Annotated in this window: 18 protein-coding genes, 1 pseudogene and 1 riboswitch; of the genes and pseudogenes, 11 read left to right on the forward strand and 8 right to left on the reverse strand. The window is 70.6% G+C overall.

Annotation, left to right across the window (positions count from 1 at the left end; all coding sequences use genetic code 11):
* Window positions 1-1,452 (reverse strand): aldehyde dehydrogenase, encoded by a 1,452-nt coding sequence (locus IE97_RS0115180; protein WP_030238736.1) that lies wholly within the window; start codon window positions 1,450-1,452, stop codon window positions 1-3.
* A gap of 160 nt (window positions 1,453-1,612) precedes the next feature.
* On the opposite strand from IE97_RS0115180, the gene IE97_RS0115185 reads away from it, so the two are divergent.
* The 3 genes from IE97_RS0115185 (at window position 1,613) to IE97_RS0115195 (ending at window position 4,615) form a co-directional block, all read left to right on the forward strand.
* Window positions 1,613-2,638 carry an MBL fold metallo-hydrolase gene (locus tag IE97_RS0115185; RefSeq protein WP_030238739.1) on the forward strand — a complete coding sequence of 342 codons (1,026 nt, stop codon included), beginning with the start codon at window positions 1,613-1,615 and terminating at the stop codon, window positions 2,636-2,638.
* 177 nt (window positions 2,639-2,815) lie between these two features.
* Window positions 2,816-3,520 carry an EcsC family protein gene (locus IE97_RS0115190; RefSeq protein WP_030238743.1) on the forward strand — a complete coding sequence of 235 codons (705 nt, stop codon included), beginning with the start codon at window positions 2,816-2,818 and terminating at the stop codon, window positions 3,518-3,520.
* A 189-nt stretch (window positions 3,521-3,709) separates the two neighbouring features.
* Window positions 3,710-4,615: a helix-turn-helix domain-containing protein gene (locus IE97_RS0115195; RefSeq protein ID WP_051704991.1), complete on the forward strand. Its 906-nt coding sequence runs from the start codon at window positions 3,710-3,712 to the stop codon at window positions 4,613-4,615.
* Between the two features lie 215 nt (window positions 4,616-4,830).
* Here the strand turns inward: IE97_RS0115195 and IE97_RS42975 are convergent.
* The 3 genes and pseudogenes from IE97_RS42975 to IE97_RS0115210 form a co-directional block, all read right to left on the reverse strand.
* A pseudogene (locus IE97_RS42975) lies at window positions 4,831-5,367 on the reverse strand (RHS repeat-associated core domain-containing protein); the annotation flags it as partial.
* Between the two features lie 140 nt (window positions 5,368-5,507).
* Window positions 5,508-6,323 (reverse strand): SAM-dependent methyltransferase, encoded by an 816-nt coding sequence (locus IE97_RS0115205; protein ID WP_030238755.1) that lies wholly within the window; start codon window positions 6,321-6,323, stop codon window positions 5,508-5,510.
* Between the two features lie 33 nt (window positions 6,324-6,356).
* On the reverse strand, window positions 6,357-7,058 hold the full coding sequence (locus IE97_RS0115210; RefSeq protein WP_030238758.1) for a phosphotransferase: 702 nt from the start codon (window positions 7,056-7,058) through the stop codon (window positions 6,357-6,359).
* A 27-nt stretch (window positions 7,059-7,085) separates the two neighbouring features.
* A riboswitch (cobalamin riboswitch) is annotated at window positions 7,086-7,214 on the forward strand.
* A gap of 112 nt (window positions 7,215-7,326) precedes the next feature.
* Here IE97_RS0115210 and IE97_RS0115215 point away from each other — a divergent pair.
* The 5 genes from IE97_RS0115215 to IE97_RS0115235 all read left to right on the forward strand — a co-directional run bounded on the left by IE97_RS0115215 (window position 7,327) and on the right by IE97_RS0115235 (window position 12,909).
* Window positions 7,327-8,541, forward strand: a complete 1,215-nt coding sequence (locus IE97_RS0115215; protein ID WP_030238762.1) for a prenyltransferase/squalene oxidase repeat-containing protein — start codon at window positions 7,327-7,329, stop codon at window positions 8,539-8,541.
* The gene (locus IE97_RS0115220) at window positions 8,538-9,161 is read left to right on the forward strand and encodes an SCO2322 family protein (RefSeq protein WP_030238765.1); all 624 of its coding nucleotides are present in this window, start codon (window positions 8,538-8,540) and stop codon (window positions 9,159-9,161) included. The genes IE97_RS0115215 and IE97_RS0115220 overlap by 4 nt, the downstream gene beginning before the upstream one ends.
* Before the next feature lie 75 nt (window positions 9,162-9,236).
* A complete protein-coding gene (locus IE97_RS0115225) occupies window positions 9,237-10,325 on the forward strand; it encodes a CbiQ family ECF transporter T component (RefSeq protein WP_030238768.1) in 1,089 nt (362 codons plus the stop codon).
* The gene (locus IE97_RS0115230) at window positions 10,322-12,088 is read left to right on the forward strand and encodes an ABC transporter ATP-binding protein (protein ID WP_030238771.1); all 1,767 of its coding nucleotides are present in this window, start codon (window positions 10,322-10,324) and stop codon (window positions 12,086-12,088) included. The genes IE97_RS0115225 and IE97_RS0115230 overlap by 4 nt, the downstream gene beginning before the upstream one ends.
* Window positions 12,085-12,909 (forward strand): ECF transporter S component, encoded by an 825-nt coding sequence (locus tag IE97_RS0115235; RefSeq protein ID WP_030238775.1) that lies wholly within the window; start codon window positions 12,085-12,087, stop codon window positions 12,907-12,909. The genes IE97_RS0115230 and IE97_RS0115235 overlap by 4 nt, the downstream gene beginning before the upstream one ends.
* A 204-nt stretch (window positions 12,910-13,113) precedes the next feature.
* Here the strand turns inward: IE97_RS0115235 and IE97_RS0115240 are convergent, their stop codons facing one another.
* Window positions 13,114-14,349, reverse strand: a complete 1,236-nt coding sequence (locus IE97_RS0115240) for a cytochrome P450 (RefSeq protein ID WP_030238779.1) — start codon at window positions 14,347-14,349, stop codon at window positions 13,114-13,116.
* Window positions 14,350-14,566: 217 nt separating this feature from the next.
* On the opposite strand from IE97_RS0115240, the gene IE97_RS0115245 reads away from it, so the two are divergent.
* A complete protein-coding gene (locus IE97_RS0115245; RefSeq protein WP_030238782.1) occupies window positions 14,567-15,736 on the forward strand; it encodes a steroid 3-ketoacyl-CoA thiolase in 1,170 nt (389 codons plus the stop codon).
* Here the strand turns inward: IE97_RS0115245 and IE97_RS40280 are convergent.
* Together IE97_RS40280 and IE97_RS0115255 are read right to left on the reverse strand one after the other, a co-directional pair.
* Window positions 15,720-15,905, reverse strand: a complete 186-nt coding sequence (locus tag IE97_RS40280) for a DUF397 domain-containing protein (RefSeq protein ID WP_078603251.1) — start codon at window positions 15,903-15,905, stop codon at window positions 15,720-15,722. The genes IE97_RS0115245 and IE97_RS40280 overlap by 17 nt on opposite strands.
* Window positions 15,886-16,713: a helix-turn-helix domain-containing protein gene (locus IE97_RS0115255; protein ID WP_030238786.1), complete on the reverse strand. Its 828-nt coding sequence runs from the start codon at window positions 16,711-16,713 to the stop codon at window positions 15,886-15,888. Before IE97_RS0115255 ends, IE97_RS40280 begins: the two co-directional genes overlap by 20 nt.
* Window positions 16,714-16,804: 91 nt before the next feature.
* Between IE97_RS0115255 and IE97_RS0115260 the strand changes: the two genes are divergently transcribed.
* On the forward strand, window positions 16,805-17,281 hold the full coding sequence (locus IE97_RS0115260; protein ID WP_420706087.1) for an ATP-binding protein: 477 nt from the start codon (window positions 16,805-16,807) through the stop codon (window positions 17,279-17,281).
* Here IE97_RS0115260 and IE97_RS0115265 read toward each other — a convergent pair.
* Window positions 17,215-17,475, reverse strand: a complete 261-nt coding sequence (locus tag IE97_RS0115265) for a hypothetical protein (RefSeq protein WP_030238793.1) — start codon at window positions 17,473-17,475, stop codon at window positions 17,215-17,217. The genes IE97_RS0115260 and IE97_RS0115265 overlap by 67 nt on opposite strands.
* Before the next feature lie 761 nt (window positions 17,476-18,236).
* Here IE97_RS0115265 and IE97_RS0115270 point away from each other — a divergent pair.
* On the forward strand, window positions 18,237-18,926 hold the full coding sequence (locus IE97_RS0115270; protein WP_078603252.1) for a DUF4397 domain-containing protein: 690 nt from the start codon (window positions 18,237-18,239) through the stop codon (window positions 18,924-18,926).
* The last annotated feature ends 126 nt before the right edge of the window (window positions 18,927-19,052 follow it).

A 19,052-nucleotide genomic window follows, 5' to 3' on the forward strand; every position in this document is an offset into this window, starting at 1 on the left:
CTAGGCGTCCGCGGGGAGGTGGATCATCTTGTGCTCCAGGTACTCGCCGTACCCCTCGGGCCCGAACTCCCGCCCGAGGCCCGAGTTCTTGTAGCCGCCGAAGGGGCCCAGCATGTCCAGGCTGAAGGTGTTGACGGAGTACGTGCCGGTACGGACCTGCCGGGCGATCTCGACGCCGCGCTCGGCGTCCGCCGTCCACACACTGCCGCTCAGCCCGTAGTCGGAGTCGTTGGCGATCTTCACGGCGTCGGACTCGTCGTCGTAGGGCAGCAGGCAGATGACGGGGCCGAAGATCTCCTCGCGGGCGATCCGCATGGAGTTGTCGACGTCGCCGAAGAGGGTCGGTTCGACGTACCAGCCGCGGTCCAGGCCGGCCGGACGCCCCCCGCCCGTCAGGATCTTCGCGCCCTCCTCCTGCCCGATGCGGATGTAGTCGAGGTTGCGCCGCTGCTGCCGCCTGGCCACCAGCGGGCCCACCTGGGTGGCGGGGTCCAGCGGGTCGCCGACGGTCAGGGCGCCCGCCGCCGCGGTGAGGGCGTCGGCGAACTCGTCGTAGCGGGAGCGCGGCAGGAGGATGCGGGTCTGGGCGACACAGGCCTGCCCGTTGTTCATCCAGGCCGCCGGGGCGATGCCCGCCACGGCCGTCTCGACGTCCGCGTCGGGCAGGACGACGGCCGCCGACTTTCCGCCGAGTTCCAGTGTCACGCGGGTGAGGTTGCGGGCCGCGACCTCCATCACGCGCTTGCCGGCCGCGACCGACCCGGTGAAGGACACCTTGTCGATGCCGGGGTGCCCGACCAGGTACTCGCTGACCTCCCGGTCGGCGGGCAGGATCGACAGCACCCCCTCCGGCAGCCCGGCCTCGCGGGCGATCTCGCCGAGCAGGTACGCGTCGAGCGGCGCCTCGGGCGAGGGCTTGAGCACGGCCGTGCAGCCGGCGAGCAGCGCTGGGGCGAGCTTGGCGGCTGCGGTGAACTGCGGGACGTTCCAGGGGATCACGGCGGCCACGACTCCGACCGGCTCCCGCCGCACCAGGATTTTGCCCAGCACGCCGTCGCGCCGCTCCTCGTGGGTGAAGTTCCGCGCGACCGTGATCGCGGAGTCCCACACCATCACCGCGCCGAGGGCCTGGGCGAGGACGCTCCAGGAGTAGGGCGAGCCGTTCTGGCCGGAGATCACGCGGGCGATCTCGTCGTGCCGGGCGGCGATGCCGTCCTTGATCCGGCTCACGACCTCGATCCGCTCGTCGAGGCTCATCCGCGGCCAGGGCCCCTCGTCGAAGGCCCGCCGCGCCACCGCCACGGCCCGGTCCACATCCGCCGCGGAGGCGTGCGGGACGCGTCCGACGACCTCTTCCGTGTGCGGCGAGATCACCTCGATGACCTCCTGGCCCAGGGGATCGGTCAACTCCCCGCCGATGAACAGCTGTCCGTGTTCCACGAGCTCGGTCATGGCCGACTGCCTCCCCGGAAGCGCGTCTCTGACGATCCATCAGATACGCCCACTGATACCAGCCCCGCCCCGAGGAGTCCACGGACCGCACAGCACGGGCGGACTCCCATGGAACCGGTTCTAGTTATAGTGGCGGGAGTCGGCGACGACAGGGGAGCCCATGGCAAAGGTGACCGACCACCGCGGAGGCGTCCGGTCCCTCCGCGTCCCCATCCCGGACAATCCCCTCGGCCACACCTTGGTGTACGTCCTCGACACCGACCGCGGCCCGGTGCTGATCGACACCGGCTGGGACGACCCGGAGTCCTGGGACACCCTCGTGGACGGCCTCACCGCCTGCGGCACCTCGGTCGCCGAGATCCACGGCGTGGTCATCACCCACCACCATCCCGACCACCACGGCCTGTCCGGCCGGGTCCGGGAGGCGTCGGGCGCGTGGATCGCGATGCACGCGGCGGACACCGCGGTCGTACGACGAACCCGGGAGGCCCCTCCCGAGCGCTGGTTCGCGTACATGGCGGACAAGCTCACCGCAGCCGGCGCCCCCGAGGAGCACATCGCACCCCTGCGCGCGGCCCTGCCCCGCACCCTGCCCGGCCTCTCCCCCGCCCTGCCCGACCGCGACATCGTCCCCGGCGAGCTCCTCGCCCTCCCCGGCCGCCGCCTGCGCGCGATCTGGACCCCCGGGCACACCCCGGGCCACGTCTGCCTCCACCTGGAGGAGACCCATCCCGCCCAACTCCCCGGGAGCGGCAGGCTGTTCTCCGGCGACCACCTGCTGCCCGAGATCACCCCGCACATCGGCCTGTACGAGGACCCCGACGACACCACCGTGACCGACCCCCTGGGCGACTACCTCGACTCCCTCGAACGCGTGGGCCGTCTCGCCCCCGCCGAGGTGCTCCCGGCCCACCAGCACCCGTTCCCCGACGCGGCCGCCCGCGTACGCGAGCTGCTCACCCATCACGAGTCCCGCCTCACCGGCCTCCTGACCCTCCTCGCCGAGCCGCTCACGCCCTGGCAGCTCGCCGAACGCATGGAGTGGAACCGCCCCTGGGACCGGATCCCCTACGGGTCCAGGAACATCGCCGTCTCGGAGGCCGAGTCCCATCTGCGCCGCCTGGTGAAGCTGGGCCGGGCGGAGGCGGTGGCGGGGAGCGACCCGGTCACGTACGTGGCGGTATGACCAGGGGTTCGCCAAACCGCCCCCTCGAAGGTTGCGCACTGCAAGCCCACGCCCCTGAAGTACCAGAACGCGCCCTTCGCGCGCCCCTGACAATCGGCCAGCTGTCCGGATAGCGTGCCCGCCAAGCGGGGTTGGGGGCGGCGCCGCAGTGCCGGAAGGCGAAATGGGGGACTTGTTGTGGGGAACAGTATCTCCGCGGAGATTTTCGTCTCCGCGTTCAACCGGCTCGGCTGGGACACGTCGATGGCCCAACGGGGAGCCGCCGGGTACTCATCGGTGCAGAGCTGGCGCAATTCGCAGACCGGGCAGGTGGCCGCAGCGGGCGCGGCTGCCATGGCGGTGCCAGGGGCGCATGCGGCGACACTGGTCGGCGATGTGGCGTTCCTGTTGCACAAGATGTCCCTCTGCGCCTGGGGAATCGGATTCAAGATGGGCGCGACGGTGGATGGCGAGGACGATCTCGCGGTCATTCTCGCACTCTGGGCCGACACCCTGGAGCCGGACGCGTTGAGTGTGACCTCGGCGGGGGCCGCGACATCGGCCGGATTCATCGCGTTCAATGTCGCCTATCCGACATACGGGACCGCCGTGATGGCCAAGGCACTCGCGTTGGGCGCGGGCAGTGGTGTCTCCGTGGTCGGCGGGAAGATCATTGGCAAGAAGGGCGCCAAGGCTGCCGCGAAACTCAGTAAGCCGTTCATCAACAAGATCGCACAGAAGGCGGCGGTGAAGTTCTCCGCTGTGCTGGGATCGAAAGCGGTGACGGGCTTCGTTCCGGTGCTGGGCGCCCTCGCCGGGGCGGGGATCAACGCCTATTTCATCTCGAAGTTCGCCGATGCGGCCGAGAGCTACTACCGCCACAAGCTGGCCGCCGGCGGCTGACAGCCGGCCGCCGCGGGACGTGCCGGCCCCGTCGCCCGGACTCCGGCCCGACGCGGCTTCGGTGGCCCAGCCCGCATGCGAACCCCCCTTCCGCATAAGCGGGATGGCGTCGGGGCAGGGCCCCTAGGATGAATATGCCGCGACGCTCGCAGGCGTGCGGAGTTGCGCACCACCGCAAGGAGACAGCCCATGGGCACCGAAGAGGCCGCTCGTACGACACTCGGCAGCGGAGTCCTGGACGGGAGGTCGGCCGGGCCCATGGTGCCGCGGCTGGCGCTGGGGGCGCGGCTTCGCAGGCTGCGGGAGGAGCGGGGCATCGGGCGTGCGGAGGCCGGGCATGTCATCCGCTCCTCCGCGTCCAAGATCAGCCGGATGGAGGGCGGGCGCCACGGGTTCAAGCTGCGGGACGTCGCCGACCTGCTCACGTTGTACGGCGTCACGGACGAGGCCGAACGCGCCACCCTGATGGCGCTGGCCGAGCAGGCCAACACCCACGCCTGGTGGCAGTACTACAGCGACGTGGTGCCCGTCTGGATGCAGGCCTACCTCGGGGCGGAGCAGGCGGCGAGCGTCATCCGCTGCTTCCGGGTGCAGCGCGTTCCCGGACTGCTGCAGACCGCCGACTACGCGCGTGCCGCCGTCCGGCTCGCCCATCCGGACGCCGATGCGGGCGAGATCGACCGCCGGGTCGCGCTGCGGATGACCCGGCAGCGGATCCTGCACCGGAGACCGGCGACGCGGCTGTGGGCCGTGATCGACGAGGCGGCGCTGCGTCGCCCGGTGGGCGGCCCCGAAGTGATGCGCGCCCAGCTCAGACATCTCATCGACATCTGCCGCCTCCCCCAGGTCACGGTCCAGATCCTGCCGTTCCACTCCGGCGGCAGCGCGGCGGAGAGCGGCCCGGTCACCATCCTGCGCCTGCCCGGCGGCGAACTGCCCGACGTGGTCTACCTCGAACAGCTCACCACCGCCCTGTATCCCGACCGGCCCGCCGACATCGAGCGCTACTGGGACGCCATGAACCGGCTGGTGGTCGAGGCCGAGTCACCGGACGAGACCCCGACCGTCCTGCACCGCATCCTTCAGGAGACCTGAGCGGGCCGCCGTGCCAGTGCCGCACATTGACGCCCCCGGGCTATATGGCCGGGGGCGTCAATGTGGCACTCATGTCAGCGCCGCTTGCGGAAATGCATCGCAGCACCGATTCCGGTGCACCACAGGGCCCCGACGACAGCAAGCCACAGCGCGACAGTCCCTGATCCTTCATGCCGCATCCCCTCAAGACGGAGTTTCTCGCATCGCACCCGTCGTTACGTTGCTGACGGTGTAGCTGCGATTGCACAGCCCGCCGTCGTCAGAGGAATGAGGTACGGCATCCCGGCGGCGGTGGCCATGGTGGCGGTGCCGGCACCGCAGACCCCACCGAATCCAGCCCCTGCAGCAATCCCCACAGCCTGAGAAATCAAAGCTTTGGGATCTTTCCGGTTCTGCCAGATTTCGCCTAGATGCTTCAGTCCGTAAAGGCCGTCGACGACCGCACCGAAACCTAGCTGCCCGGAGGGGTCGATGCGGTTGACGGGGTCGCCTTCGGCGTAGAGGTAGGGGTTCTTCTCCTGGCCGGAGGGGTCGGGCTGGGTGAAGCGGCCGATGTTGGCGTCGTAGTAGCGGGCCTGGAAGTGGTACAGGCCGGTGGGGTCCTGATAGCCGCCGGCGAATCGGTAGGGCTGGGCGACCGGTTCGGAGGACTGGGCCAGGATGCGCACTCCGCGCGGGCTGTAGGTGTAGGTGTTGACCTTGTCGCCGTCCGCGTCCGCCAGGGCGACCACGCTGCCGATGGCGTCCGTGAGGCTGTCTGGGTCAAGTCCTGGAGAAGGCCCCGCGTCGCCCAGATCCGGAAGCGGGATCGCCTCACGCCATGACTGACGGCCTATCAAGACCGATACCTCGCGCGCAGGCGATCCCGAACTCCTGGGCCGGTGTTTGGCGCTCAGCGCTTGAGGGCGACGCCTCCGTACTGGTGCACCTCCGCCGGCAGGCCCAGCGCCTCGGCGTCGGGACGCCAGCGCGAGCACGACGTGACACCCGGCTCCAGCAGCTCCAGACCGTCGAAGTAGCGGGCGATCTGCTCGGGGCTGCGGAGGATGTAGGGGATCGAACCGCCGTCGTTGTACTGCTGGATGGCCCGGACGTACTCCTCGCTGGTGTCGGTGGAGTCGTACTGCACCAGGTAGCTGCCGGAGGGCAGGGCGTCCACGAGCCGCCGCACGATCGAGCGCGCCTCGTCATGGTCCTCGATGTGACCGAGGATGCCCATCAGCATGAGGGCGACGGGCTTCTCGAAGTCCAGCGTCTTCCCGGCTTCGCGGATGATGGCGCTCGGGTCGCGCAGGTCGGCGTCGACGTAGTTGGTGACGCCCTCCGGGGTGCTGGTGAGCAGCGCGCGGGCGTGGGCCAGGACCAGCGGGTCGTTGTCGACGTAGACGATCCGGCTCTCCGGGGCCACCCGCTGCGCGATCTGGTGGGTGTTGTCGACGTTGGGCAGCCCCGTGCCGATGTCCAGGAACTGGCGGATGCCCTCTTCGGCGGCCAGGTGGCGGACGGCGCGGGCGAGGAAGTAGCGGGCGGCGCGGGCTCCGGTCTCGATACCCGGGAAGATCTCGCGGAACGCGTCGCCGGCCACACGGTCGACTTCGTAGTTGTCCTTCCCGCCCAGCCAGTAGTTCCAGATCCGGGCCGAGTGCGGAACCGAGGTGTCGATCTTGGGCAGCGGCTCCTGCTCGGGGTTCTCCACCTGATCAGTCATGGACGCTCCTGCGTGTGGTCGTGGAGGCCCACGTTAGCTTGTTTGTCCGAGAGACAGGATCAACTCCTCGGCCGCGCCCAGCAGTTCTTCTTCCGTCGGGCTCATGGTCGGATTGGCGGCCCGACGGCGCAGGGCCTGAGTCAGGGCGGGCCGGGTGAGGGGGGACGCTTCGGCGAGGAGGGCGGTCAGCATCGCCCGGGCGGGGACGGAGAGGCCGTCACCGGCGACGGCGGCCTGGGCGAGGATCACCGCGGACGCCGCCCGGTCCAGGGCCGGGTCGCCCTCCCGCGTGTCCGACCAGTCGATGACGCGGGGACCGCCGGGCGTCATGATCACGTTCTCCGGATGCAGGTCCAGGTGCAGTACACAAACCGCCGGGTCGGTGGAGTGCAGGGCGGGGAGGGCGTGCAGGCGGCGCAGCAGCCTGGCGAGGATCGAGCCCGCCTCCGTCACGTCCAGCGTGCCCGCCAGGCAGGCCTGGAGCATGGTCGGGCCGGAGAGCCGTTCCATCACCAGGTCGGAGCGCGGATCCAGCACCAGGCCGGTGCGCGAGTCGGACGGGCGGACCCGGGGCACCGGATAGCCGTGCGCGTGCACGTGCCGCATGACCGCCCCCTCGGCCGCCGCGTCACCCCCGCCCTCCCGCTCATGGCGCAGCACCCACGCCTCGTCGATCTCGTACACGTCGGCACGGCGGCCCGAGCCCAGCAGTCTCCCCGGCGGTGTGGTGAGCATGCCCCGAAGCTACTCTCGGCCGGTTCGTTACGTGCGGGTACAGTGGGGCGGTCGTCATCACCCGTACGGGGGGAAGCCGGTGCAATTCCGGCGCTGACCCGCAACCGTAAGCCGCCCAGGCGGTGAGCCGGATCGCCCCGTACGGCTCGTGACCGGCTCACGTGCCCGGCAGCCCGCCGGTGCACGGCACCGTCGAGGTATACGGAGCCGAGCCGCCGGGGTGTCCCGTGCTGCCCGGCTCCCCCACAGGGAGAGGCACCCGCCGATCATGAACGTCCGCCGCAGCGCCACGGTCCTGGCCGCCGTCGCCATGCTCGGCGCCGCCACCCCGGCCGCCGCCGCCCCGTCCCCTTCCCCGTCCCAGGCGTTCCCGTCCGCCCTCTACGGCGACAAGGACCCCAAGTTCGACGGCGTCTGGCGCCAGTCGCTCGCCCTGCTGGCGCAGGACACCGTGGGAGTGAAGCCCGCGGCGAAGTCCGTGGAGTGGCTCGTCCGGCAGCAGTGCGCCGACGGTTCCTTCGCCTCGTACCGGCCCGACCCCACCACCGCGTGCGACGCCAGGACCATGCTGGACACCAACGCGACGTCCGCCGCCGTCCAGGCCCTCGCCGCGCTCGGCGGGCACGACGCCGTCACCGACAAGGCCGTCAGCTGGCTGAAGTCGGTCCAGAACAAGGACGGCGGCTGGGGCTACGCGCCCGGCGGCGCCAGCGACACGAACTCGACGTCCGTCGTCATCGGCGCGCTCGCCGCCGTGGGCGAGAAGCCGGAGCAGGTCGAGAAGGGCGGCAAGTCGCCCTACGACGCACTGCTGAAGCTGGCCCTCGGCTGTGACGGTGACGGCGCGGGCGCGTTCGCCTTCCAGCCGGACAAGAAGGGCGAACTGGCCGCCAACGCGGACGCGACAGCGGCGGGTGTGCTGGGCGCGCTCGGCAAGGGCATGGTGGTGAAGCCCGGCGCGGCGGCCAAGGGCGAGACCTGCGAGAAGCCGGGCACGCCGGAACGGGCCGCGGCCAACGGAGCCGACTACCTCACGAAGACCCTGACCAAGGACGACGGCCACCTCACATCCGCCCTCGCCGGTTCGAAGCCCCAGCCCGACTACGGCAACACGGCCGACGCGGTGGTGGCGCTCGCCGCGCGGGGCGACACCGCGCAGGCGGAGAAGTCCCTGCGCTGGCTGGAGAAGAACGCGGCGACCTGGGCGGCCCAGAGCGGTCCGGCCGCCTACGCCCAGTTGATCCTCGCCGCCCACGCGACGGGCACGAACCCGCGTGACTTCGGCGGCACGGACCTGGTGAAGCAGCTGAACGCGACAGGGCCGGCCCCGCAGTCAGCCGAGAAGACGGCAGCGGCGGAAGAGAAGAAGAGCGACTCGGGCTCGGACTTCTTCGGCGTCTGGTGGTACGTCGGCGTCTGCCTCATCGCCGGTATCGGCATCGGCTTCCTCTTCAGCAACGGCCGCAGGAAGCAGCAGCCGTGATCCGCCGGGCCGTTCTCCTCCTCCTGGCCGCGCTCGTGCTGTGCGCGGGCGCGGGCCAGGCCCAGGCCGCGGGCTACCGGTACTGGGTGTTCTGGGAACGCGACGGCGACCACTGGGTCTACGCGACCCAGGGCCCGTCCACGTCCCGCCCCTCGGACGGCGCCGTCCAGGGCCTCCGTTTCGCGGTGAGCGAGGACTCGGCGAACGCGGCCCGACCGCGCGGCGACTCCGACTTCGACACGATCTGCGCGAAGACGCCCGCGCGGGACGGCAAGAAACGCGTGGCTCTCCTCATCGACTTCGGCACGAAGGCGGACGCCCCGTCCGGCGAAACCCCACCCGCCACCCGCACGGCCTGCGCCCGGGTCTCCCCCGACGCGACAACAGCCGATGCCCTCGCGACAGTGGCCAAACCCCTCCGCTACGACACGAACGCCCTGCTGTGCGCGATCGCCGCCTACCCGGAGAAGGGCTGCGGAGAACAGGTGTCACAGAAACAACCCCCCACCAAGAAGCAGACCAAGCCGGACAACGGCCCGTCCCTGGGCCTGTTGGCGGGCCTCGCGGTGATCGTGCTGCTGGGCACGGCCGCAATCTGGCAGGTACGCCGACGTGCGTAGCACCCCGCCCCAGCCTGCGGGCAGTCGTGCCGCTGGGGCGATGGGGGTCCCCCCTGCTCGAGCGAAGCCGAGAGCTTGGGGGAGGGTGGGCGCAGGCGGCACCCCGCAGCGCACCCCGGCGCCTGGTGGCTCTGGTCCCTCTCCCTCGGCACCGCGGCCACCCGCACCACCAACCCCCTCCTCCTCACCCTCCTCATCACCGTCTCCGCCTACGTCGTGGCCACCCGCCGCCCCAACACCCCCTGGTCCCGCTCCTACGGCGCCTTCGTCAAACTCGCCCTCGCCGTCCTCCTCATCCGGCTCCTCTTCGCGACGCTCCTCGGCTCCCCCATCCCCGGCACGCACACCCTCCTCACCCTCCCCGAAGTCCCCCTCCCCGCCTGGGCCCAGGGCATCCGTCTCGGCGGCGAGGTCACCGCGGAGGCCCTCACCTTCGCCCTCTACGACGGCCTGAAACTGGCCACCCTCCTCATCTGCGTCGGCGCCGCGAACGCCCTCGCCAGCCCCTCCCGCCTCCTCAAGTCCCTCCCGGGCGCCCTGTACGAGATGGGCGTGGCGGTCGTCGTGGCCCTCACCTTCGCGCCCCACCTCATCGCCGACGTCCAGCGGCTGCGCGCCGCCCGCCGCCTGCGCGGCCGCCCGGACAACGGCATCCGGGGCCTGCTCCAGGTGGGCCTGCCGGTCCTTGAGGGCGCCCTGGAGCGCTCCGTCTCCCTCGCCGCGGCGATGGACGCCCGTGGCTACGGCCGTACCGCACAGGTCCCCACCGCCGTACGCCGTACCACCGCCGCCCTCACCCTCGGCGGCCTGCTCGGCGTCTGCGCCGGAACGTACGGTCTGCTCACCGCCGAAGGTGAGACCTACGGCGCCCCGGTGCTCCTCCTCGGCCTCGCCGCCGCCCTCGCGGGACTCAGGCTCGGCGGCCGGCGATCCCCGCGCACCCGATACCGCCCGGACCGCTGGGACGTGCGCGCCTGGCTGGTCGTCGCCTCCGGCGTGGCGGTCGCCGCGCTCCTCACGCTCGCCGCCGCCCGCGATCCCGCGGCCCTGCACCCCGGCGTGGTGCCCCTCGTGGCGCCCACGTTCCCCGTCTGGCCCGCGGCGGCGATTCTCCTCGGGCTGCTGCCCGCGTTCGTCACCCCCGACCCCAAGGAGCCGTCGTGATCCGCTTCGAGGATGTCTCCGTGACCTACGACGGTGCCGCCGAACCCACCGTCCGGGGCATCGACTTCGAGGTCCCGGAGGGCGAACTCGTCCTCCTGGCCGGCCCGTCCGGCGTCGGCAAGTCCACCGTCCTGGGCGCGGTCAGCGGGCTCGTGCCGCACTTCACCGGCGGCACCCTGCGCGGCCGGGTCACGGTCGCCGGACGCGACACCCGTACGCACAATCCCCGAGAACTCGCCGACGTCGTCGGGACCGTCGGCCAGGATCCCCTCTCCCACTTCGTCACCGACACCGTCGAGGACGAACTCGCCTACGGCATGGAGTCGCTGGGCCTCGCCCCGGACGTGATGCGCCGCCGCGTCGAGGAGACCCTGGACCTGCTCGGCCTCGCCGACCTGCGGGGCCGCCCGATCGCCACGCTCTCCGGCGGCCAGCAGCAGCGCGTCGCGATCGGCTCGGTCCTCACGCCGCACCCGAGCGTCATCGTCCTGGACGAGCCGACCTCCGCCCTCGACCCGGCCGCCGCCGAGGAGGTCCTGGCGGTCCTGCAGCGGCTCGTGCACGACCTCGGCACCACGGTCCTCATGGCCGAACACCGCCTGGAACGGGTCATCCAGTACGCCGACCAGGTCGTCCTCCTGCCCGGTCCGGGCGAGCCCCCGGTGCTGGGCACCCCCGCCGAGGTGATGGCCGTGTCCCCGGTGTACCCGCCGGTGGTGGCCCTGGGCCGCCTGGCGAACTGGTCCCCGCTGCCCATGACGGTCCGCGACGCGCGGCGAAGGGCGGCGGACCTGCGGCAACAGCTCAAGTCGCAGAACGGCGACGCCCTCAAGGGGCGCGGGGCCGTGATCGATGTGCGGCTGCCGCCGCGTGGGCGCGACCAGCCACACACCACCCGCAGCCGCCAGCCATCCGCACCCCCCGGCCCATCAGGCGCCACCACCCCCCGCCGCCCTTGGTTCCGGCGCACACGAACCACCCCCACCACCCCCTCCCCCCACATCGCCGAAGTACAAGCCCTCTCCGTCACCCGCGCCCACATCACCGCCCTGCGTCACATCGACCTCACCATCACCCCCGGCGAGACCATCGCCCTGATGGGCCGCAACGGCGCCGGAAAATCCACCCTGCTCAACTCCCTGGTCGGCGTGGTCACGCCCAGCTCCGGAACCATCCGGCTCGGCGAAGCCACCCCCCACCGCACCGCCCCGCAGGAACTCGTCCGCAAGGTCGGCCTGGTCCCCCAGGAACCACGCGACCTGCTCTACGCCGACACCGTCGCCGCCGAGTGCGCGGCGGCCGACGAGGACGCGGGCGCGGACCCCGGCACCTGCCGTGCCCTGGTCTCCGAGCTGCTCCCCGGCGTCACCGACGACACCCACCCCCGGGACCTCTCGGAGGGTCAGCGGCTCGCCCTCGCCCTGGCCGTCGTCCTGACCGCCCGGCCCCCGCTGCTCCTGCTGGACGAACCGACCCGTGGCCTGGACTACGCGGCGAAGGCCCGCCTGGTCGACGTGCTGCGCGGGCTGGCCGACGAGGGGCACGCCATCGTGCTGGCCACGCACGACGTGGAACTGGCCGCGGAGATCGCCCACCGCGTGGTGCTGCTCGCGGAGGGCGAGGTGATCGCCGACGGGCCGACGGCCGACGTAGTCGTCTCCTCCCCCTCCTTCGCCCCGCAGGTCACCAAGATCCTGGCCCCGCAGCAGTGGCTCACGGTCTCCCAGGTCCGCGCGGCCCTCCACACCGGGGCCGGATCGTGAGCATCCAGAGGCAGGCACGAGCCGTCCGCCTCGGCCCCCGCTCGCTCGCCGCCCTGGTCCTCGTCAGCGCCGTGGGCGTCGTCGGCTTCGGCTGGCCGTTCCTGACCCCGCCCACCTCGCGGCTCAGCGCCCACGCGCAGGACGCACCCTGGCTCTTCGCGGGCTTGCTGGTGCTTCTCGTGGCGGTGGTGGCCGCGGCGATCTCCGAGTCCGGTCTCGGCCCGAAGGCGGTCGCGATGCTGGGCGTGCTGGCCGCCACGGGGGCCGCCCTGCGGCCGATCGGCGCCGGTACCGCCGGTATCGAGCCGATGTTCTTCCTGATGGTGCTGAGCGGCAGGGTCCTCGGGCCGGGCTTCGGGTTCGTCCTCGGCTCGGTGACCATGTTCGCGTCCGCGCTGCTCACGGGCGGGGTCGGCCCCTGGATGCCGTTCCAGATGCTGGCGATGGGCTGGTTCGCGATGGGCGCGGGTCTGCTGCCCGGCCCGGACCGGCTGCGCGGCCGTGCGGAACTCGTGATGCTCGCGGTGTACGGCTTTCTCGCCGCCTTCGCCTACGGCACGGTGATGAACCTGGCGGGCTGGCCCTTCATGAGCGCCCTCGCCTCGAACGTCGCCTTCGATCCGCAGGCGGCGCTCGCCACGAACCTGGCCCGCTTCCTCGCGTACTGCCTGGCCACTTCGATCGGCTGGGACCTGGGCCGGGCCGTCGTCACGGTCGTGCTGACGCTCGCCCTCGGCCCGGCGGTGCTCCGCGCGCTGCGCCGCGCCACACGCCGGGCGGCCTTCGAGACGCCGGTCACGTTCGAGACGCCCGCGACGTGAAGCCGCCCACATGACCCACGTCACGTACGAAGCGAGGCCGTAGACACAAGACCCAGGTCACATGGGCGGACCCGCCTCCGACCTGCGGCCGAGCCTAGTAAGAGCGGCCTTTGCGGGCGCGGCTCGAGCCCTGTTTGTCTGGACGGCCAGGCGACGGCCCCTCGATCCCCGGGGCCGTCGCCTGAGCCATGCCCGCCCGGTACGTCAGCCCGTCCGCACCCGGAGTTCCTTCACGCCGTTGATCCACGCCGAACGCAACCGCCGTGGGTCCTCGACCATCGTCAGCCCCGGCATGGCGTCGGCGATGGCGTTGAAGATGAGGTCGATCTCCAGGACGGCGAGGGACTTGCCCAGGCAGTAGTGCGGGCCGCCCCCTCCGAAACCCAGATGCGGGTTGGGATCGCGGGTGATGTCGAAGGTGTCCGGCTCGTCGAAGACCTCCGGGTCGTGGTTGGCGGAGGCGTAGAACAACCCCACCCGGTCGCCCTTGCGGATCCGCTTGCCGCCGAGCTCGGTGTCCTGGGTGGCGGTGCGCTGGAAGGCGGCGACCGGGGTGGCCCAGCGGACGATCTCCTCGGCAGCCGTCGCCGGGCGTTCCCTCTTGTACAGCTCCCACTGCCCGGGGTGGGTGAGGAAGGCGTGCATGCCGTGGGTGATGGCGTTGCGGGTGGTCTCGTTGCCCGCGACGGCCAGCATCAGCACGAAGAAGCCGAACTCGTCGGAGCTGAGGTTGCCCTCGTCCTCCGCCGCCACGAGCCGCGTGACGATGTCGTGGGCCGGGCACTGCTTGCGGTCGGCCGCCATGTTCATCGCGTAGGCGATGATCTCGGTGGCCGACTCGGCGCCGACCTCCTCGGTGATGGCGTACTCGGGATCGTCGTACGCGATCATCTTGTTGGACCACTCGAAGATCTTGTCCCGGTCCTCCTGCGGGACGCCGATCAGCTCGGCGATCGCCTGGAGCGGCAGCTCACAGGCGACCTGGGTGACGAAGTCGAACGGACCGGTGTGCGCCCGGGCGCTCTCGACGATGGCGTGGGCCCGCGCCCGCAGCCGCTCCTCCAACGCCCGGATCGCCCGGGGCGTGAACCCGCGCTGCACGATCTGCCGCACCCGCGTGTGCTCCGGCGGGTCCATGTTGAGCAGGATGAATCGCTGGGCGTCGATGGAGTCGCGCTCGATGTGCTCGTTGAAGCGGATGATCGCCGTGTTGAGGTACGACGAGAACAACTCCGGGTGCGTGGAGACGTATTTGACGTCGGAGTGCCGGGTGACCGCCCAGTACCCCTCGTCCTGGAAACCGGCGAGACCGGCCGGCTGCGGCACCCAGCAGACCGGCTCCACCCGGCGCAGCTCGGCGAACTCCGGCAGGGGCACGCGGCGGTGCAGCAGATCCGGGTCGGTGAAGTCGAACCCGTCGGGCAGCGCGGGACAGGGCATGGGCGGCTCCCACCACTCGTACCGACTCTGAGTCTGACGGCCCATCAGCTGTGCGGAGTTGCGGTGACGGTAGTAACGGGTTCTACAAGTAGCAAGGGGCATGAAGCCCCCAATTGCCCGCACGACCCTTGCGGTCGACAAGCAGCCCTCAGCACACTGCTGACAGAACTAGAACGTGTACTAGTTCCGCGTAGCCTCCCGGAGAGGACCCGCACCCATGGCTGCCGAACCCGTGATCGTCGAAGCCGTACGCACCCCCATCGGCAAGCGCGGCGGCGCGCTCGCCAATCTCCATCCCGCCTACCTCCTGGGCGAGACGTACCGCGAGCTGCTGGGCCGCACCGGCATCCCGGCCGACTGTGTCGAGCAGATCGTCGGCGGCACGGTCACACACGCCGGCGAGCAGTCCATGAACCCCGCGCGCACGGCCTGGCTCACGATGGGGCTCCCGTACGAGACGGCCGCGACGACCGTCGACGCGCAGTGCGGATCCTCGCAGCAGGCCTCCCACATGCTGGCCAACATGGTCGCCACGGGCGTGATCGACGTCGGCATATCGTGCGGCGTGGAGTCGATGTCTCGGGTGCCGCTGGGGTCGGGTTCCAAGCACGGGCCGGGCAAGCCGTTCCCCGACGAGTGGAACGTGGACCTGCCGAACCAGTTCGAGGCGGCCGAGCGTATCGCCCGGCACCGGGGCCTGACGCGCGAGGATGTGGACGCCCTCGGGCTCGCCTCGCAGGAACGGGCCGCCCACGCCTGGGCGGAGGAGCGCTTCAAACGAGAGACGTTCGCCGTCCAGGTCCCGACGACCGAGGAGGAGCAGCACGCCGGGCAGGGCATGTGGCGGCTGGTGGACAAGGACGAGGGCCTGCGGGACACGACGGCGGAGGCGTTGGCGTCCTTGAAGCCGATCATGCCGAGGGCGGTTCACACGGCGGGCAACTCGTCGCAGATCTCCGACGGGGCGGCGGCGATCCTGTGGGCGTCGAAGAGGATGACCAGGGCACTGAAACTGAAGCCCCGGGCCCGGATCGTGGCCCAGGCATTGGTGGGTTCCGACCCGCACTTCCACCTCGACGGCCCGATCGACGCGACGAAGGCCGTGCTGGGCAAGGCCGGGATGTCCCTGAAGGACATCGACCTCGTGGAGATCAACGAAGCGTTCGCGTCCGTGGTGCTGAGCTGGGCGCGGGTCTTCGAGCAGGACCTGGAGAAGGTGAACGTCAACGGCGGCGCGATCGCGCTCGGGCACCCGGTCGGAGCGACCGGGGCCCGGCTCATCACGACGGCGCTTCATGAACTGGAGCGCGCGGACAAGGAGTTCGCGCTGATCACGATGTGCGCGGGGGGCGGTTTGGCCACCGGCACGATCATTCAGCGGTTGTAGCCGTCGTCCAGTTGATGAAGGCGGTGAACGTGGCGGGCTCGAGGGTGAGCATCGGGCCCGTCGGGTTCTTGGAGTCGCGTATCGCGACGGTGGCGGGTGTATTGGCGACCTCTATGCACTGACCGCCCTGGTCGCTGCTGTACGACGACTTACGCCACTGGATCTCCATAGCGTTCCTCCATCACGCGCCGGATGAGCTTCGCCGAGTCCCTGAGGGAGAGCGCGGCAGCCCGGAGATGATCGTAACGGAGCGAACAGTCCTTGACGGTGTCCGGATTGGCTGTCGGATGCCCGCTGCCATAGCTCTCCGTGTAGACGATGGTCGGATCGCTCGCAAAGTGGTAGAGGTCGAATGAGCCTGTCAGCCCCGCGTGGGCCCCAGCCGACAGCGGCAGCACCTGCACGTTGATCCGAGGGTTACCCTCGAAAGACAACAGGTGGGCGAGTTGCCCCCGCATGACCCCCGCGTCGCCGATCTCCAGGTGCAGTGCGGCCTCACTCAGGACCGCCCAGAAAACCGGCGGCTCCGCCTTGTCGAATACGCGCTGGCGCGCGAGACGTACCGCCGTACGGTCTTCAAGGTCGGTCTTGTCCAACGCGCCGAGCACAGCCCTCGCGTATCCCTGGGTCTGCAGCAGACCGAGGACCATATGCGTCTGGAAGGAGCAGATCTCCGTGGCCCGCGTCTCCAGTTCGGCCACCTGCTGGAACCAGGCCGGGAGCCGACTCCGCAGCACGAGATCGACCAGCCGGGAGAACATCCCGTCCGTGCCCAGCGCCGCATCCGCGCGTTCGCTGAACTCTGGCGTCGGCACCTTCCGGGCTGTCTCGATCTGCCCGACCAGCGAGCCCGTGTAGTTGAGGACTCCCCCGAGCTGCTTCAGGGTCAGTCCCGCCGCCTCCCTGTGCCTCCGTAGCTCGAAGCCGTAGTAGTCGAGCGGGGAAGCACCCGGGTCAAGGGCGTTGATGTTGGTCACGCGGAGCCCCTCTCATGCAACTCCGTCCACCACGGGACGGGTTGTATTCGTTCTGTAGCCGAGAGTAGTGACCGCACGTCAGGCTCGTCCCGTGAACGACTACATTCCCGCCCAGTACTCGATGCGCCTCACCGTCGGCTCGCACGCCCCCCGGCACATCCGCCGTATCGCCCGCTCGTTCCTGCGCGAGTGGGGCATGCCCGAGCTGTCCGACGTCGTGGAGCTGGGCGTGACCGAACTGCTCGCGAACGTCGTACGGCACGTCCCGGACCGGCGTTGCGCGCTGCTGTTGCTGCGACAGCCGGCCGGGGTGCGGGTGGAGGTGTCGGACGGCAGCGATCGACTGCCCTGCACGCCGGCCTCACTGGACGAGGAGTCCGAGAACGGGCGTGGGCTCCTCCTGCTCGACGCGATGGTCGACAAGTGGGGCGTGTCCCCGTGGCCGGAGGGCGGAAAGACGGTGTGGTTCGAGTGCGTTCACGCGGGAAGCCACCCTGCCGGTCAGGCGGCTCGTTCCCACCGCTCGGGAGAGACGTCGTCCTCGTCGGGTCGCTGGGCGGCCTTCTGACGGGCACGCAGGACCGCCCAGGCCAGGACGGACAGGCCGGTGAGGTACCAGGGCAGGAGCCAGAGCGAGCGCCACCAGGCCGTCTGCGGGTCGAGGACCAGGTCGGCGGCGGCGGTGACCATACCGGTGGCGAGGCTCCAGCACAGGAGCCGGCCGGCGCGCTGTACGGGCAGGGCTCTGCCAGGTTCACTCATCGCGTGGAAGTCCTTCACAAGGCGTGGGCAGCGGCGGAACGTGCAGGACGCGGTAAGTGTGCATGGAGTGAAGCGTTGCCCATAGCAGTCTCGTGAAGCACTCGCCACCTCTCAGACAACTTGCTCCTGGCAGTTCTGGACTCCAGCACTGGTAAGCGCTCTCCATCCCGATCTCGACAGGTCTGAACCTGACCGAAAAGCGACCACTCGATGCACCGGATACCCCAGTTGAGCCCACGTCAGAGCATTTCGGTCAGTGTGACCATGGAGATCAGTAACGGAATGGACAATTCCCCCCTACGACTGCTCGGTATTGGGTCACGGTGCCCACATTCGTCCACTCGAAGCGGCGGGACCGATTCCGGCCCGCATGGGACGGATGCTGCAGGGCACGATCCGTCAGTTCGTTTGCTTCTTGCGACAGCTACTCAGCCACAAGTGGCGTGCTACCACACGCCCTCCCATACTGGATGTGCAGTCACGAGGGCAGACCGCTCCATGAAAACCGCCGGTGCCGCCTCCCGGCGGCGGAGATCGAAGTGCTGGGTCCGGTTCAGGGGCCCGCCCGGGCCGACCCGCCGTCACCGACAGCACACCGTGACATCACCGCGTCAGTGCGTGACAGCACGACGGACGCCGGACGCCGGTGAGAGACCGGCAGGGCATCGGCCGGGGAACTCGTCGCGTGGTGCATCCGAGAGTCCGCCCATCCGGAAGCCGGGCCCCACATGTGACGGGGTTCCCCCACGAAGGGAGTTCCGATGATGAACTCGCGCGGCAGGAAGATCGCCACCGCCATCGCCAGTGCATGCGTATTGCCCCTCGCCATGGCCGTCCCCGCCGCCGCGGAGGGTAAGGCTCAGGAAGCCGCCAAGGTGTCCGTCTTCCACGGTGTTCCGGGCCTCACCGTCGACGTGTACGCCAACGGGAACCAGCTGGTTCCCGACTTCAAGCCCGGCAGCGTGACCGAGCCGCAGTCCCTGGACCCGGGCACCTACAACATCGAGGTCTTCCCCGACGGCGAGGGCCCCGACGGCGATCCCGCCATCCAGAAGAGCGTCGAGGTCCCGGCCGGGGCGAACGCCACGATCGCGGCCCACCTCAACACGCAGGGCGACCCCACGCTCACCGCGTTCGTCAACGACACCTCCAAGGTGCCGGCCGGTCAGTCGCGGCTGACCGTCCGCCACGTGGCCGCGGCACCCGCCGTGGACGTTCGCGCGGGCGGCGAGCCGATCATCAAGGGACTGACCAACCCGAACCAGGAGTCGCTCGTCGTGGACGCCGGCACGGTGAACACCGACGTCGTCCTGGCCGGCACCGAGACCGTGGCCATCGGCCCCGCCGACCTCAACCTCACCGAGGGCACCAGCACCATCGTCTACGCCTGGGGCAGCGCCGAGGACAAGAACCTCGCGCTGAAGACGCAGACGATCAGCGGCCTGGGCTAGCTCCGCGCCGAGTGATGCGGACACCGACCGGTGGGAGCGGCGCGACGCCGGCACCGCCGGAGCGACCGCACCCGCCCGGACAACGGCAGCCCCCCGCGGCGGCCCCCGACGGCCGCCGCGGGGGGC

It is taken from the genome of Streptomyces sp. NRRL S-455, from assembly GCF_000717875.1.
Lineage (GTDB): Bacteria > Actinomycetota > Actinomycetes > Streptomycetales > Streptomycetaceae > Streptomyces.